This is a genomic window from Streptomyces sp. TRM49041, from assembly GCF_008271805.1.
Taxonomy (GTDB): domain Bacteria; phylum Actinomycetota; class Actinomycetes; order Streptomycetales; family Streptomycetaceae; genus Streptomyces.
The window spans coordinates 92,621-105,903 of the sequence record NZ_VSRY01000147.1 but is presented as its reverse complement, the minus strand read 5'-3'; the positions used below and the strand labels follow the sequence as shown (position 1 = coordinate 105,903).

At 70.8% G+C, this 13,283-nt stretch carries 13 protein-coding genes and 1 pseudogene; 6 read left to right on the top strand and 8 right to left on the bottom strand.

Going from position 1 to position 13,283, the window contains the following annotated elements; translation table 11 throughout:
* The first annotated feature begins 54 nt into the window (after positions 1–54).
* Genes FVS66_RS21445 through FVS66_RS21435 form a run of 3 tightly spaced genes read left to right on the top strand, consistent with a single transcriptional unit; the run spans position 55 to position 4,423 of the window.
* Positions 55–1,344: a TIGR04053 family radical SAM/SPASM domain-containing protein gene (locus FVS66_RS21445; protein ID WP_149182811.1), complete on the top strand. Its 1,290-nt coding sequence runs from the start codon at positions 55–57 to the stop codon at positions 1,342–1,344.
* Positions 1,341–3,977, top strand: a complete 2,637-nt coding sequence (locus FVS66_RS21440) for a multicopper oxidase domain-containing protein (protein WP_149182810.1) — start codon at positions 1,341–1,343, stop codon at positions 3,975–3,977. The genes FVS66_RS21445 and FVS66_RS21440 overlap by 4 nt, the downstream gene beginning before the upstream one ends.
* The gene (locus FVS66_RS21435) at positions 3,977–4,423 is read left to right on the top strand and encodes a hypothetical protein (protein ID WP_149182809.1); all 447 of its coding nucleotides are present in this window, start codon (positions 3,977–3,979) and stop codon (positions 4,421–4,423) included. Before FVS66_RS21440 ends, FVS66_RS21435 begins: the two co-directional genes overlap by 1 nt.
* Positions 4,424–4,727: 304 nt before the next feature.
* Here FVS66_RS21435 and FVS66_RS21430 read toward each other — a convergent pair whose 3' ends face one another.
* The 6 genes and pseudogenes from FVS66_RS21430 to FVS66_RS36610 form a co-directional block, all read right to left on the bottom strand.
* Positions 4,728–5,591 (bottom strand): urease accessory protein UreD, encoded by an 864-nt coding sequence (locus tag FVS66_RS21430; RefSeq protein WP_149182808.1) that lies wholly within the window; start codon positions 5,589–5,591, stop codon positions 4,728–4,730.
* Positions 5,588–6,277, bottom strand: a complete 690-nt coding sequence (gene ureG / locus FVS66_RS21425) for an urease accessory protein UreG (RefSeq protein ID WP_149182807.1) — start codon at positions 6,275–6,277, stop codon at positions 5,588–5,590. The genes FVS66_RS21430 and ureG overlap by 4 nt, the downstream gene beginning before the upstream one ends.
* Before the next feature lie 38 nt (positions 6,278–6,315).
* Entirely contained in the window at positions 6,316–6,990 is a 675-nt protein-coding gene (locus FVS66_RS21420) for an urease accessory protein UreF (RefSeq protein ID WP_149182806.1), read from the bottom strand.
* A gap of 105 nt (positions 6,991–7,095) precedes the next feature.
* Positions 7,096–9,123, bottom strand: a complete 2,028-nt coding sequence (locus FVS66_RS21415; RefSeq protein WP_149182805.1) for an urease subunit alpha — start codon at positions 9,121–9,123, stop codon at positions 7,096–7,098.
* Positions 9,120–9,449 carry an urease subunit beta gene (locus FVS66_RS36615; protein WP_316248207.1) on the bottom strand — a complete coding sequence of 110 codons (330 nt, stop codon included), beginning with the start codon at positions 9,447–9,449 and terminating at the stop codon, positions 9,120–9,122. Before FVS66_RS36615 ends, FVS66_RS21415 begins: the two co-directional genes overlap by 4 nt.
* A gap of 150 nt (positions 9,450–9,599) precedes the next feature.
* Positions 9,600–9,896, bottom strand: a pseudogene (locus FVS66_RS36610) (urease subunit gamma); the annotation flags it as partial.
* Positions 9,897–10,162: 266 nt separating this feature from the next.
* On the opposite strand from FVS66_RS36610, the gene FVS66_RS21405 reads away from it, so the two are divergent.
* Entirely contained in the window at positions 10,163–10,444 is a 282-nt protein-coding gene (locus FVS66_RS21405) for a hypothetical protein (protein ID WP_149182803.1), read from the top strand.
* Here the strand turns inward: FVS66_RS21405 and FVS66_RS21400 are convergent.
* Entirely contained in the window at positions 10,428–11,474 is a 1,047-nt protein-coding gene (locus FVS66_RS21400; protein WP_149182802.1) for an NAD(P)/FAD-dependent oxidoreductase, read from the bottom strand. The genes FVS66_RS21405 and FVS66_RS21400 overlap by 17 nt on opposite strands.
* 68 nt (positions 11,475–11,542) lie before the next feature.
* Here FVS66_RS21400 and FVS66_RS21395 point away from each other — a divergent pair, with 68 nt between their 5' ends.
* Positions 11,543–11,863 (top strand): metalloregulator ArsR/SmtB family transcription factor, encoded by a 321-nt coding sequence (locus tag FVS66_RS21395; protein WP_262387125.1) that lies wholly within the window; start codon positions 11,543–11,545, stop codon positions 11,861–11,863.
* 24 nt (positions 11,864–11,887) lie between these two features.
* Here FVS66_RS21395 and FVS66_RS21390 read toward each other — a convergent pair whose 3' ends face one another.
* On the bottom strand, positions 11,888–12,124 hold the full coding sequence (locus FVS66_RS21390) for a hypothetical protein (protein ID WP_149182800.1): 237 nt from the start codon (positions 12,122–12,124) through the stop codon (positions 11,888–11,890).
* Positions 12,125–12,539: 415 nt separating this feature from the next.
* On the opposite strand from FVS66_RS21390, the gene FVS66_RS21385 reads away from it, so the two are divergent.
* Complete coding sequence (locus FVS66_RS21385) at positions 12,540–13,244, top strand: GNAT family N-acetyltransferase (RefSeq protein WP_149182999.1); 705 nt, start codon at positions 12,540–12,542, stop codon at positions 13,242–13,244.
* Positions 13,245–13,283: the final 39 nt, after the last annotated feature.

Sequence of the window (13,283 nt, the reverse complement as noted above, 5' to 3'; positions counted from 1 at the left end):
CCCTGACTCCAGGGCGGCCGGACACAGCTCCAGGGCGCTGGGAAGGGCCGGACGATGAGCGCCGCCGCCCATGCCATCCGCCGCCAGCGGCACGACGCGGGGGAACGGCCCTTCATCGTCATCTGGGAGTCGACCAGGGCCTGCCCGCTGGCCTGCCTGCATTGCCGCGCCGAGGCCGTGCCCGACCGCGATCCGCGCGAGCTGGACACCGTCGCCGCCAAGGACCTGCTGGGCCAGGTGGCCGCCTTCGGGCAGCCCGCCCCGCTGTTCGTCATCACCGGCGGCGACCCGTTCCAGCGCCCCGACCTGACGGAGCTCATCGCATACGGCAAGGAGGTCGGCGTCCGGGTGGCGGTGTCCCCGTCCGGTACGCCGACGCTCACCGCGGAGCGGCTGCGGGACCTGCACGCCGCGGGCGCGGTCGGCCTCTCGCTGAGCCTGGACGGCTCCACCGCCGAGCTGCACGACACCTTCCGCAGGGTGCCCGGGGTGTTCCGCTGGACCCTGGACGCCTGGGACGCCGCCCGTGCCCTCGGAATGAAGGTGCAGATCAACACCACGGTTGCCCGGCACAACCTGCACGACCTCCCCGACATCGTCCGCATCGTCGCCGAACACGGCGCGATGCTGTGGAGCGCCTTCTTCCTGGTGCCCACGGGCCGCGGCCGCAGCCTCGGTGCTCTGACCGCGGGCGAGGTGGAGGACGTCCTCAACTTCGTCTACGACGTGGGCCTGACCGTGCCGGCCAAAACCACCGAGGCCCACCACTTCCGCCGTGTCGCCCTGCAACGCCAGGTCCTCGCCGCCACCGGCGACCATATGCCGGTGCTCGGACTGGGCCCGCTGTACCGGGAGTTGCGCGAGCGGGCCACCGAGCTGGGTCTGGACGCCGGAGCGCGCCGGGTGCGGCGCCCGCCACTGGACGTCAACGCGGGCCGCGGCTTCGTGTTCGTCTCGCACACCGGCACCGTGCACCCCAGCGGTTTCCTGCCGCTGGCCGCCGGAAGCGTCCGCGAGACGCCGCTGACGGAGATCTATCGCACCTCGGCGCTGTTCACCGGGCTGCGGGACCCCGACCGGCTGGGCGGCCGGTGCGGAGCGTGCGAGTTCCGCCGGGTCTGCGGCGGCTCACGATCGCGCGCGTACGGCGTCACCGGCGACCCGTACGCAGAGGAGCCCTGGTGCGGATACGTCCCGGGCTCCTTCCCCCACCAGCGGGAACTGGCCGCGCTGCTGTCCGGCGGTGCCGACACCGAGGGCCGGCCGGTCCGTGGACACACGGTCGGGAGCACGTCGAACCAGAACGGCGGCATGGGGTCGCCCAAGCGTCGAGGAGTGGCATGACCAGCATCGCGGCCGGGCCCACCGGGACCGGAGACGGGGGTGAGCCCGGCAAGTACCCGAACAGGTTCAGGGCGTCCGGCGTGAAGGCCCGGCATCTGCGCGCCCACGTCCTGGTCGTGGCGTGGCTGGTGTCGGCCCTGCTTGCGGTCGCGGCGCCGGAGTCGCTGCCGGTGGCCCGCTGGCTGGCCGTGCACATGTTCCTGCTCGGCGCCGTCACCACGGCCGTCCTGATCTGGAGCGAGCACTTCGCCGTCGCCATGCTGCATGCCAGGATCCCCGACGCACGATGGAGCGCCGCCCGGCTCGGGACCGCCAACCTCGCCGTGGCCGGGCTGCTCATCGGGGTGTGGACCGCGGCGCCGGCGCTGACCTCTGTCTCCGCCACGCTGCTGGTGGCCGCGGCCGCCGCGCACCTGGTGATGCTGGTCCGCCTCGGGCGGGGCGCGCTCGGAGGGCGGCTCAAGCCGATCGTCTCCTACTACCGGGCGGCCACAGCGGCCCTGATCGCCGGCGCCGTACTCGGCGGGCTGCTGGCCACCGGCGGCGCCGGCGGACCCGACCGGTACGCCGGGCTGCGCCTGGCCCACATCCACGTCACGCTGCTCGGCTGGATCGGTCTGCCCGTCCTGGGCACGCTGTTCATGCTGTGGCCCACCGTGCTGGGCGTACGGATGAAGGACCGCACCACGAAGGTGTCGCGATGGGTGCTGTGGCTCACCGGCAGCGGACTGCTGGTGGCGGTCGCCGCCCTGGCACTCGGCCGGCGCTGGCCGGCCGCGGCGGGCCTCGCCCTCTACGCCGAGGGAGCGGCCCTCGCCGTCAACCTCCTGGTCCGTACCGTACGCGGCAGCCGGCCCGTCTCCGCGGCGGCGGCCTGGACGCTCGCCGTGGCCACATGCTGGCTGCTGATCGCGGTGGCGGCGGATCTGGCATGGCTGGTCGCCCGGCCGCTCGCGGCCGCACAGACCGGGATCGACGCTCTGCTCCCGGTACTGCTGATCGGCTTCGTCGCGCAGATCCTGATCGGCGCGCTCACCTATCTGCTGCCGGTCGTCCTCAGCAGCGGTCCGAAGGACCGGGCGGCCGTACGGGCGGTGCTGGAGCGGGGCTGGCTGACGCGGCTGGTGGCGCTCAACACCGGTGTTGTGCTGACGGCGCTCCCGCTGCCCGGCCCGGCCGCGACGGCCGGCACGCTGCTGGCCGCTCTGCCGGGCGCCGCGTTCCTGGCCCTGGTGGTGGCTGTCCTCGTCCGCAGCGGCCGGGCACTGTCGCGGGACGAGGGCACGGACAGCGCGTCACGACGTCCCCCCGTGTGGGGCACGGCTGCGGGCGTCGTCCTGACCGTCCTGGCTGTGCTCATGGCCAACAGCGGCGGGGACACCGACGACCAGGCCGTCGCCTCCGCGACGGGCGGCGGCGCCGCCACCGCGACCCGCACTGTCGACATCACCCTCGCCGACATGCGCATCAGCCCCGCCCGGATCGAGGTCGCAGCAGGCACCGCCCTGCGGCTGAAGATCACCAACGACGACGCCCAGCGACACGACCTCAAGGTGGAGGACGGCCCTGCCACCCCGATGCTCGCCAAGGGCGACACCCGCGTCCTGGAGGTCGGACCGGTCACCGAGAACCGTGAGGCGTGGTGCACCCTGCCGGGCCACCGGGCGGCCGGGATGACCATGGACATCGTCGTCAAGGGCCGCGACACGGCGAAGGACAGCGGCGAACACGAGGGACACGCGTCGGCCGCCGACAACGCCGGCTTGGACCTCTCCGCCGACTTCTCCACCGGCTGGCGGGCACGCGACGCCGACCTGGCGCCCGCGCCCGGCGGGACGGTCCACAAGGTCGAACTGCACGCCGCGCACACCACGGTCGAAGTGGCTCCGGGCGTGCGGCAGCAGATGTGGACCTTCGGCGGCACCGCACCCGGCCCCACCCTGCGCGGCAAGGTCGGCGACGTCTTCGAGGTCACCCTCGTCAACGACGCCACCGGGATGGGGCACGGCATCGACTTCCACGCCGGCGCCCTCGCCCCCGACACGCCCATGCGCACCCTCGACCCGGGCGAACGGCTCGTCTACCGCTTCCGCGCCGAGAAGGCCGGAGCATGGCTGTACCACTGCAGCACCGCACCGATGCTCCAGCACATGGGCAACGGCATGTACGGCGCCGTCGTCATCGACCCACCCGGCCTCCCCAAGGTGGACCACGAGTATGTGCTGGTCTCCTCCGAGCTCTACCTCGGCACGCCGGGCAGCACCGCCCAGGTGACGAAGATGCGCGAGGGCGCCCCGGACGCCTGGGTGTTCAACGGCGTCGCCGGCCAATACACCCAGCAGCCCCTCAAGGTGAAGGCCGGTGAGCGGGCCCGCTTCTGGGTGGTCGCCGCCGGACCCGGCGACGGCATCGCCTTCCACGTCGTCGGCACCGTCTTCGACACCGTGTACAAGGAAGGTGCCCATCTCCTGAAACCCGGTCAGCCGGGCGGCTCGCAGGTCCTGGACCTGGCCCCGGCACAGGGCGGCTTCGTCGAGACGACGTTCCCCGGGGCCGGCCACTACCCGTTCGTCGACCACAACATGCGCCACGCCGAATCCGGCGCCCACGGCATGGTGGAGGTGAGCGGGTAGTGGACACCGTCGGCTGGTGGTCCCTCGTACGGTTCGCGCATGTGGCCGGTGCCGCCCTGTGGGTAGGCGGCCAACTGGCCCTCTCCCTGGTGATCCTCCCGCTGGCCCGCCACCTGCTCGCCCCGGAAGCAAAGGACGGCTTCACCGCCGCGGCCGGCCGCAGGTTCGGGATGCTGACAGGAGCGGTCTTCCTGCCCGTACAGCTGGCCACCGGCTGGGCCATGGCCTGGCACAGGGGCGTCACCTGGGCCTCCCTCGCCGAACCCGGCTACGGCCGCACCCTGGCAGCCAAACTCGCCCTCTTCGTGGTGGTGATGCTCGCCGCGGCCGGCCACGGCATCGCCCACGCCAAAGGCCGCGCCGACCTGGCCCGGGCCCTGGCGGTCGTCTCCCTCGTCGGCTCACTCGGCGTCGTCCTGCTGGCCACGGCCCTGCCGGCCACCTGACCACGGTCTTCGCCGAGGAACATCGAGCAGGACCGCCACAAGACGGCCTGCCTGGCGGTCGCCGAGTCCGCGCCCTGTAGACGGCTCGCCCCGATCTGTGCGCCTCGGTGAAGGTGTCCGCGCGGTGCTGCGAGTGTGCGCAGTGCGGCGTCGAAGGAGGTAGCGGTGGCGCCGTGGCGTGCGGTGAGCCTTGTGCACGAGTCACATCAGGCCCATGACCGGCAACTTCAGAATGAACAAGCCTCAGTGGGGACTGGTCCGACACTGCGGGCCGTCGCCCGCCGGGGGCGCCGGCCCGTCCGCGCTAGGTGGTGCGGGCGTGTGCGTATGCCTCGTCCAGCAGTTCCCGCAGCGTCGCGGTGGTTGGTGCGACCGCCGTGGCGAGCAGTGCGGGGCCGCCTGCCAGCGGTGCGAGGACGGCACACCCTTCCTTGGTGCCCTCGCCGAGGAGTACGGGGTCTCGTCGGACGTTGAGGCGCGGGTCCACGACCAGGAGCTGGCCGACGGCGCGGTGCCTGTCCAGGACTGCCGGGCCGTCCCAGCCGGGTTCTGGCGCCCCGTATGCCGTGCGCTGGTCGAGTAGTGGGCGCCCGGCACGGTGGACCAGCATCCGGCTGACGAGGTGGCCTGGTTCCTCGTCAGCCCGGCCCAGGAGCTGCTCTTCTCGCAGCATGAACCGTGCGGTGGCGGCGAGTACGACAGTGCAGGTCTGCCTCAGATTGCTGTCGGCGGCGCTGATCAGGGGCTGTGGTAGCCAGCGCAGATGAGCGTGTTCTCCGGCGGTGAGCCGCACGTCGTAGGTGGCCGCTTCGGTGGTGGGGCCGCGCAGGGCGACCGTGGCGGCGGCCGTGGTGACCTCCAACTCGGCCCGGTCCTCGGCGGTGATGTCGAGGGTGAGCCGGTCGCCGCCGAGTGGTGCGCTCATCGCGCCGATGATCCCCACCGTGGCGGCCTTGCCGCCGGTGCGCATACGCCGCAGGTGGAAGGGGCCGTCGCTGCACAACTGCGGGAGGGTGGTGACGCGTCCGTTGTGCGCGGCGCGGATCCGGGCCGTCGCACGTACGCCGTGGGGGTGGTGGGGGTGGTCGGCGTGCTCCTGGGCGCCGGCCGGGGGCACGTCGAGGTCGGACGTGGCTCGGGCGGGGGCGAGTGGGGAGGATGGGCTCATACGGCTGCCCCGGTGCGCCACTGGGTGAGGTGGCCGGTTACCCAGTCGGCGACTTCGCGGATGCCGTCGTCGGAGGTGAGGCTGGTGAAGATGACGGGAAGGTCGCCGCGCTGTCGTTCGGCGTCGATGGCCATGGTGTCCAGGTCGGCGCCGACGTGCGGGGCGAGGTCGGTCTTGTTGACGACGAGGAGGTCGGCGGTGGTGATGCCGGGGCCGCCCTTGCGGGGGATGTCGTCGCCGCTGGCTACGTCGATGACGAAGATCTGCATGTCGACGAGGCCCTTGGAGAAGGTGGCGGTCAGGTTGTCACCACCGGACTCGACGAGCACGAGGTCGAGGGGGTGGAGGGTCTCTTCCAGGTGCTCGACGGCTTCCAGGTTGGCGGAGATGTCGTCGCGGATCGCGGTGTGCGGGCAGGCGCCGGTCTCGACGGCGGTGATGCGCTCGGGGGGCAGGACGGCTTCGCGCAGCAGGTACTCGGCGTCCTCGCGGGTGTAGATGTCGTTGGTGACAGCGGCGATGCACCAGCGGTCGCGCAGGGTGCGGCAGAGCGCGGCGACGGTCGCGGTCTTGCCGGAGCCGACGGGGCCGCCCAGGCCGACGCGGAGGGCACGGCGGCTGCCGTCGGGCCGGGTCGCGGAAGCGCCGGGGATGTGTCGGTTTGGCAGAGAGTGGTCAAGGTGCATGGCGACTCCGTTGCGAAATCAGCGTGTTCAGGTGGTTGTCAGGAGGCGAAGAGCCGGACGGTCCAGGCGGCGTGCTGCTCCGCGGTGATGTCCAGCAGGGGTGAGGAGGCCGACGGCAGGGCGTCGGTGCCCTCGGTCATGGCGCGGGTCGCGGCGTCGGCCGCGGCTGCCGCGACGTCGTCGGTTTCGGGGCCGAGGCGGGCCAGCAGCCCCGAGGCGTCGAGCGGGTCGAGGCTCAGCAGGCGCACCGCTGCGGTGGCCGGGCCACCGATGTTCTCGTAGGCGGCGGCATGGGCGGCGTCCAGCGGGGAGAGTCCGGCGGCGCGGGCGGCGAGGCCCAGGACGATGGGCTGGTGGGCACCCTGGGGGCGTGCGGCGGCCAGGCGTTCGAGTTCGGCTGAGGGAAAGGTGGCACGGGCCGCGCGCAGCATCTGCCGGCCGAGCCTGCGGGAGGCGGCACGTAGGGCGGGGGCGGGGGTGCGCGCGTCGGCGGCGTCGTCGAGCAGGAGCGGGTCGTGTCCGGCGGCGGCTGCCGCGGCCAGCCCGGCCGTCGTCAGACCGGTGGTGTGCAGACGCCCGCGGCAGAACGCCTCCAGGCTGTTGGTGTCGTGTACGGCTCCGTGGGCGACCGCGGCCTCGACGCCGCCGGAGTGGGCGTGCCCACCGGCGGGGAAGCGGCCGTCGGCCAGGAGGAGCAGGGCTGCGCGGCTCATGGGCGAGCGACTGCCTTTCACAGGGTGGACAGTGATGCGGTGGCCCGGACGGGCACAACAGGCCCGGCCGTTGCGGCGGCGCCGACGGCCGGGCCCGGTGTCGGATCAGAAGAGGAAGTACCGCTGTGCCAGGGGGACTTCGGTGACGTAGGAGCGAGGTACGGTCGCACCGTCGAGTTCGGTGCGGGCGTCGCTCGTCGTCGCACCGCCGATGGTGACCTCGAAGCTGTTGTGGTCGACTTCGAGGCTCTTCGGCACCGTGTCGTTCAGCTTCATGTCTTTCTTCTTGACGTCCCGGGTGTCCGAGATCTCGACGAACTTCTTGCTGAGCCCGAGCCCCTCCGCCTTCGCCTCCGTGACTCTGTCGGTGCTGTCCCGGGTGACGACGAATCGGGTGTTCAACCCGTCAGCCACCCCCGGGGCGACGAAGTTCACCGAGTTGCTCCCCGGAGCACGACCGGAGGCCCCCCACACCGCCCGCGGCAGATAGGGCTGCGGCGTCGTGATCGAGGCATTGGCGTCCCCGACCTGCGCGTAGGCGAGCTGGCCGCCCTTGAGGACCATGTGCGTCTTGACGCCGAAGAACTTCGGCTCCCACAGCACCAGGTCTGCCAGCCTCCCCTGCTCCACGGAACCGACGTAACCCGCGATGCCGTGCGTGATCGACGGGTTGACCGTGTACTTGGCGACATACCGGCGCGCCCGGTAGTTGTCGTTCGGCGTCAGCCCGTCCTCATTGAAGGAGTGCCTCTTGTCCTTCTTGGCCTTCTCGTCGTCGCGGATCGTTCGGACTTTCGCGCTCTCCAGGTCTTCGGGCAGCGCGCCGTAGCGGCACTTCATGACATGTGCGGTCTGCCAGGTGCGCATGATCATCTCGCCGATGCGGCCCATCGCCTGGGCATCCGAGGACATCATCGAGATGGCGCCCATGTCGTGGAGGAGGTCCTCGGCCGCCATGGTGGACGGCCGGAGGCGGGAATCCGCGAAGGCCATGTCCGCCGGAATGTCCGGGTTGAGATGGTGGCAGATCACCATCATGTCGATGTGCTCCTTGACGGTGTTCACCGTAAAGGGCCGGGTGGGGTTGGTCGAGGCGGGCAGGACGTTCTCATCCTTGACCAGCTCGATCATGTCCGGGGCGTGGCCCCCTCCGGCGCCCTCGACATGGAAGATGTGGATCGAGCGCTTCTTGCCTTTCTTTCCGTTCTCCTTGAAGGCTTTGCGGGTGTCCTCCAGGAAGCCGGACTCGTTGAGCGAGTCGGCGTGCAGGGCGAGCTGGACCTTGCGCTCCTCACAGACTGCCAGCGCCATGTCGATCACCGCGGGCGTGGCACCCCAGTCTTCGTGAATCTTGAGCCCGATGACACCGGCGTCCACCTGCTCGTTGAGAGCCTTCTCGCTCATCGTGCTGCCCTTGCCGAGCAGGCCGATGTTGACGGGGTACTCGTCCAGGGCCTCGAAGACCCGGGTGATATGCCACTCACCCGGGGTCACGGTGGTGGCCGTGCTGCCCTCGGCGGGGCCGGTGCCGCCGCCGATGAGAGTGGTCACGCCCGCGGCCAGGGCCTCGTGGATCTCCTCGGGGCAGATGAAGTGAACGTGGGTGTCCACACCCCCCGCCGTGAGGATCCGGCCGTTGCCGGAGATGACCTCGGTGCTCGGGCCGACCACAAAGTTCGTCGCTGTCACCGGCAGCTGCTCGCCCGCCTGTTCACGAGCGGACTTCTCGAACTCCGCGATCGGGTCCATCGTCTCGGGGTTGTACGCCTTGCCGATGGCATGAACCCTGCCGTCTCTGATGCCGACGTCGGCTTTGACCACACCCCACCAGTCGAGGATCAGCGCCCCTGTGATGACCGTGTCCATGGGAAGACGATCCTCGTCGCCGTCCCCGTCCCTGGGGATGTGGGACATGCCCATCGACTCTCGGATCACCTTCCCGCCACCGAAGATCATCTCATTGCCGCTGTACTTCGGCCCGCCGCTCCAGTCGGCTTCGATCTCGATGGTGAGTTCGGTGTCGGCGAGGCGGACCCGGTCCTTGGTGGTCGGCCCGTACAGACCGGCGTAGTCGGCCCGCTTCAGCAAGTTGCTCTGCCTCTGTCGACCCGTGTGCCCCGGCTGGCTGCTCATACGACGATCCCCTTGCGCAGTCCCTGAATCTTGCGGGTGTCGTTCTTGGCGTCGCCCTCGATCTTCACCAGCTCAACGCAGCACACATCTCCTGGTTCGAACCTCACGGACGTGCCCGCGGCGATGTTGAGCCGTCGTCCCTTCGCCTCAGCGCAGTCCTTGAGCTCTTGGTTGGTCACGGACGTGCCCACAGGGTTCTCGACCACCTTGAGGCCGGGGTTGACCTCGGCGAAGTGGTAGTGGGAGCCGACCTGGACAGGCCGGTCGGAGGTGTTCCTGACCTTGATCGTCTTCTTGTCGTGCTGAAGGTGCTCGTTGAACGCGATCGCCTCATGCCAGGACGCGGCGTCCTCGCACTCACCGCAACAGGCAGACGAGTCGGTGTCGTCGCAGTCGACAGGGCACTGAGGCCTGTGTGCCGGCCTGGGGTGCTCGACCTTGCCCGGGTGGACGGCGGGCTCCTGTGCCGCCTCCGGGATGGGGTCGTGGATCGTGACCAGCTTGGTGCCGTCCGGGAAGGTCGCCTCCACCTGGACGTTCCTAATCATCTCCGGGACGCCGTCCATCACGTCGTCACGGGTGAGCACCCGTCGGCCCGAGTCCATGATGTCGCTGACCGTCTTACCGTCGCGCGCTGCCTCGAAGACGTGAACGGTCAGCAGGGCCATGGTCTCGGGGTAGTTGAGAAGCAGCCCCCGGTCGCGGCGCTTCCCCGCTACGTCGGCCGCGACGTGGATCAGCAAGCGCTCCTGCTCATGCGGAGTCAAATGCACGATGAACCAATTCTGTTGGTCGGATGGTGCGTGCGGCCGGGCATGCCAAGGCCACGGACAACGGCACCTGGACGACACAGACGCTCCCCGAGTATCAGCGGGCAGGAATGGCGAGACGGCCGAACCGGCTGATGACCCACACCATCTGATGAATCCATGAAATTCGATGATTTCACCCTGCCGGACAGGAGACCCGGTTCCGAAACGGCGGGCGAACTGGGACTGTGAAACGAGCGGTGTAACTCCTGATCAAGGAAGATGCATCGATGACCAGCGACAACGTGACCGAGGCGGAGGCCGAGTCCGTCGTCCGGGCCGCCTTCTCCGCGTACATCCGGCTGCACGGCCATGAGGTCGCCGAGCGACCGGCCGAGCCGGGGAAGCCTCCACGCTCGGAGTGCTGCTCACCCCGTGCCGTGACGGCGTGCGGCCCTGGGACACCGGCGCCGTGCGGGTCCACGGCGACCTCGTCCTGTCCGAGGACACGGGGCTACAGCGAGGAGTGGAACCGCGCGATCGGGGACGCCGACGTCAGCGTGAGCGGCTGAGCCGGGACAGGACGTGGGCGGCGTCGCGGCCGACGCCGCGCAGGGTGCTGGAGGAGATGCTGCGCTGAAGCTCGATCCCGACGAAGCCGAGCCCCGGAACGGTGGCCACGCCGCCGCGGTGCCGGGGCCCGCCGTCGGCGTCCAGGGCGCCGCTTCCGTTCAGGTAGGGGTAGGTGAGCCGGTAGCCGGTGGCCCAGACGACCGCGTCGACCGGTTCCTTGGTGCCGTCGGCCCATACGACACCATCCGGGGTGAGGTGGGTGAACATCTCGCGCCGCTCCACACCGTGGGCGGTGAGGGCGGTGCGGTAGTGACCGTCGTCGAGGACGCCCACCGGCATCTTCTCCAGCAGCCGACTCAGGGGAGCGATGTCGAAGCCGGTGTGCTTGAGCCACCAGTGGATGTCCCGGCCCAGCGGACGCTGCTTCATCCAGCCGATCGGCCGGCGGGTGGCCAGCGTGGTGTCGGCGACCGCGCCGAGTTCGGCGGCGATCTGAACCGCGGAGTTGCCGCCGCCGACGACCACCACTCGCCGGCCGGTGAACGGTTCGGGACTGCGGTAGTCGGCGGCGTGCAGCGACCGCCCGGCGAACTCCTCGTTCCCCGGCACGGCAGGCGTGTGGGGGCCGCGGAAGGCACCGGTCGCGGCGACGACCGCGGGAGCCGTGAACTCGGCACCGTCATCCGCACGCACCACCCAGGCGCCGTTGCGGGGCAGCACCGAGGTGACGGTGGTGGAGGTGCGGATGTCAGCGCTGAGCCGACGGGCGTAGGCGCGCAGGTAGTCGACCACCTCGTCCCTGGTCGGATAGCGGTCGCCATCGCCGGGGAAGGGCATCCCGGGCAGTGACGAATACCGGGCGGGGGAGAACAGGGTGAGGCTGTCGTAGTAGCGCTGCCAGGACCCGCCGACCTGATCGGCGTCCTCCAGCACAAGCGTGTGGGCGAAGCCGTGGCGAGGCGCGAGAGCGGCGGTGGCCAGACCGGACTGGCCGGCGCCTATGACGATGAGGTCGGCGTGGTGCTCCATGAGATCCTTCTCTCTGGTGTCGTTGTCTCGGGAAGTGACGAAATATGAGTCGGGAAGCGGAGGAAGTGGTGAGCGGTGGTGCGGAGGAGGGTGTCGATCAGGCGACGGCCGACTTCCTCAAGGCGCTGGCGAGCGAGACCCGCCAGCTGGTCATGCGACAGTTCGCGGGTGGTCGCGAACTGACGGTCGGGGAGATCGCCGAGCGGTGCGGCCTGAAGCCGTCGACCGCGTCCGAGCATCTGAGCCTGCTGCGCCGCGGCGGCCTGGTCCTCTCCCGCAAGGAGGGCAGGCAGGTCTTCTACCGCGCCGACGGCATCACCATGGCCAACCGCCTGGATGTGCTCAAGGAGTACCTGCTGCGCTGCTGCCCGCCCGACTGCGGCGGGTGACCGCCGCCTCGGCTCGGGCGGCGGTCAGCCGCGCGGGTCGAGGGTGGTGGCCATGGCCGCCACCATGCACGCCTTGCCGCCCAGGCGGGAAGTGATCTTGAAGAACAGCGGCAGACGCACCGGGTCCGACAGTGCCTTGAGCGTGGCGGCCGTCTTCTCTGCATCCGCCTGGGACAGCTCCCCGGCCGCGGTCGGCGGGCAGCGCGGCGCCGTGCTGCCGCCCTGCAGAACGGGCAGTTCCGCAACCTCTGACTTCGACATGTGTCTATGTTGACACTTGTCGATGCAGGTGGCAAGTTCCAAGCTGTCGACAGGCATCGAAGCAAGTGGTGGTCGTGACGACCACCTCCGCACCCTGCTCACCGCCGCCCGGGCCGGCGCGCCGGGTGTCGCATCCAGGGACCCGGCGCACACCGGCGGCGCGTTGTCGGTCGCGGGCCATCGCCCGTTCTGCCGGGGGCTGGTGCAACCGCGGTCAGGGCCGGACCCACTCACGCCTCGGCTGGTACGTCGTCGAACGCCGACCGGCCGCGAAGGAGGGCGCTCCATGCCCCGTTAGACTGCGCCCTGCAACCAGGTCGCCGACCAGGTGCCGTCGCCGGACGGAGCGGCCCGGAGCCGCATCGCATCGCGCCGGTCGGCCGCCTTCCACGCGTGACAGGAGAGGCGCAGCATGATGGTGGACCGCGACGCCGTCGCACTCGACGACCCGGTGGGCGAGTCGCTCCGCGGTCACCACGCACATCTCGCCCGTCGGCACGGCCGGGCCGTGACCTACCTGCCGGGAGTCGCGACGTTCTCGGCGATATCCGCCGACTCCGGTTCGGCGGAGTGGGCCGACCTCGCTCGGCTGCTCGGCCGAGGTGAGTTCGCCGACATGTTCAGCTGCCCGGCGACCCCGCCGCCGGAGTGGGAGCCGGTCTTCGTCCTCGAAGGCCGCCAGATGATCTGGCCCGGTGGCAGCCTGCCCGGGCGGTCTCATGCCGAGCCCGAGACAGGCGTGGTCGAACTGTCCGCGGAGAGCGTGCCCGAGATGCTCGACCTCGTCGCGCGGACCCGGCCGGGGCCGTTCTGGCCGCGCACCCATGAGCTCGGCACCTATCTCGGCGTCCGCGAGAACGGCAGGCTGGTCGCGATGGTGGGCGAACGGCTCCGGCCTCCGGGGTGGACCGAGATCAGCGCTGTCTGCACCGCCCCCGAGGCGCGCGGGCGGGGCCACGCCGCCCGCCTGGTGAGTGCGCTCCTCGCGCGCGTCGTGTCCCGGAACGAACGTCCCTTCCTGCATGTGGCCGAGGCGAACACCGGCGCGATCGCGCTCTACGAGCGGCTCGGCTTCCAGACCCGGAAGCCCGTGACCTTTCGCGGGTTCCGCACTCCGTGACGGCCTCGGTCACTCGGGTCGCGTGTGCTGCGCGCGGGC